This is a genomic window from Streptomyces sp. E2N166 (genome assembly GCF_003671715.1).
Taxonomy (GTDB): domain Bacteria; phylum Actinomycetota; class Actinomycetes; order Streptomycetales; family Streptomycetaceae; genus Streptomyces; species Streptomyces thinghirensis.
Genome location: NZ_RAIF01000027.1, coordinates 273,343 through 275,338, shown reverse-complemented (window position 1 = coordinate 275,338; position 1,996 = coordinate 273,343). Strand labels below are relative to the sequence as shown.

Here is a 1,996-nt window from a genome sequence, read left to right as displayed (position 1 = left end):
GGCGACGCCGCGACGATCGAGGCCGAGGGCGCCGTGGCGAAGGTCGTACGCCACTCCCTCGCCGACCTCGACGCGGCCAAGTCCCGGCTGGACCGGGCCGCCGCCGACCGGAACACCACCGACGCGCCGGTCCGGTACGTCGACGTGCGGACGAACACCGTCACCGTGCAGGCCGTACGCCCGTCCGCGGCGCGCGCGCTCCTCGACGCGGCCGGTGTCGACGCCGGGCTCGCCCGGGTCGAGACGTCGGCCGAGCAGCCCCGGCCGTTCTACGACCTGCGGGGCGGTGAGGCGTACTACATCAACAACAGTGGGCGCTGCTCGATCGGCTTCCCCGTCACCAAGGGCAGTCAGCAGGGCTTCGCCACCGCCGGTCACTGCGGGCGGACCGGGGCGAGCACGAGCGGCGCCAACCGGGTGGCCCAGGGCACCTTCCAGGGGTCGATCTTCCCCGGACGCGACATGGCGTGGGTGGCGACCAACTCCCAGTGGACCGCGACTCCGTACGTCAGCGGCGCCGGAGGCCAGAACGTCCAGGTCACCGGGTCGACCCAGGCGCCGGTCGGCGCGTCCGTGTGCCGCTCCGGTTCCACCACCGGCTGGCACTGCGGCACCATCCAGCAGCACAACACCAGCGTGACCTACCCCGAGGGCACCATCAGCGGCGTCACCCGCACCACGGTGTGCGCCGAGCCCGGCGACTCGGGTGGCTCGTACATCTCGGGCAGCCAGGCGCAGGGCGTCACCTCGGGCGGCTCGGGCGACTGCCGCAGCGGCGGCACGACGTTCTACCAGCCGATCAACCCGCTGCTCCAGAACTACGGCCTCACCCTGAAGACGACCGGTGACGGCGGCGAGGACCCGGGCGAGCCCGGCGGCACCTGGGCGGCCGGCACCGTCTACCAGCCGGGCGACACGGTGACGTACGGCGGCGCCACCTACCGCTGCCTCCAGGGCCACCAGGCCCAGCAGGGCTGGGAGCCGTCGAACGTTCCGGCGCTGTGGCAGCGGGTCTGAGCGGCTGAGGGACCCACGGGGGACGGCCCCCGGGACGACCCGCGGGGGGCGTCCACGGGGACGACGGGACGGGCCCGGGTGCGCAGTGGGAGAGCACCCGGGCCCGGTCACGCCTCGGGTACGCGGGAGGCGTTCGGGTCAGGTGCGGGTGACCCGCCCGCAGTCCTCCGACCCGGACCCGGTGAGGGGCTGACTGCGGTCGTAGGGGTCCGTCAGAGGCCCGGTCGGCCGCTCACCGCTGGGACCGTCGCCGGCGAACCGGGGGTGCAGATAGCCGTCGTGGACGCCGCAGGCGGTGTTGCCCTGCTCCGTGAAGTACTTCTCCAGCAGGAGCTTGCCCTCGGTCACGTCCCACCTGGCCGGGTCGTTCAGCGTCAGGGTGAGCACGCGGCGGACGATCGTGCGCGCCACCTCGCCGTCGCCTCCCTCCGCCCGCACCAGCGGGTAGACGAAGGTGTAGTCCGCGTTCACCTTCACCACGCCCGGCTTCCCCGCGGCCAACGTCATGCGGCCGCGCACCTTGACCACGTCGCCGGCCAGGCGGGTCTCGGCCGGGTCGAAGCGGGTGAAGAGCTTGAGCGGGTCGTACTCCTCGTCCGGTGCGCGCAGCGACCGGCGCAGCTTGGGCAGCAGCTCCGGTTGCTTCGGGTCGAGCACGGCCAGCGCCTTGTCCGGCCGTTCCCCGCGCAGTACGCCGGGGTCGAGGTTGGCGGCGACCAGCAGCTCCTTGGTGCGGCGCAGCGCGAACGCCACGTCCTCCTTGCTCATGCCGGCGAGTGCCTTCGCCTCCGGTATCTCGATGGCGTCGGCGCCCTCGGCCCACCGCTCGGCCGGCGAGCCGCGGAAGGGGTGCTCGCGCGTGGCCCGCCCGGACTGAGCGGGGTCTTCCGGGGCACCGGTCGGTCGCGCGGTCTCGGCCGCCAACGGCTGCTCGGAGCCGCCGTCCCCGCCGGGCAGCCGGTCCAGCACCAGCGAGGGC

Annotated in this window: 2 protein-coding genes; one reads left to right on the top strand and one right to left on the bottom strand. The window is 74.1% G+C overall.

Features of this window, described 5'->3' with window-relative positions; translation table 11 throughout:
• A partial coding sequence (locus EBH09_RS21805) for a carbohydrate-binding protein (protein ID WP_238697403.1) occupies positions 1-1,017 on the top strand: 1,017 nt, incomplete at its 5' end.
• Between the two features lie 138 nt (positions 1,018-1,155).
• Here the strand turns inward: EBH09_RS21805 and EBH09_RS21800 are convergent.
• Positions 1,156-1,996: hypothetical protein (locus EBH09_RS21800; protein WP_238697402.1), on the bottom strand; the 841-nt coding region annotated here is incomplete at its 5' end.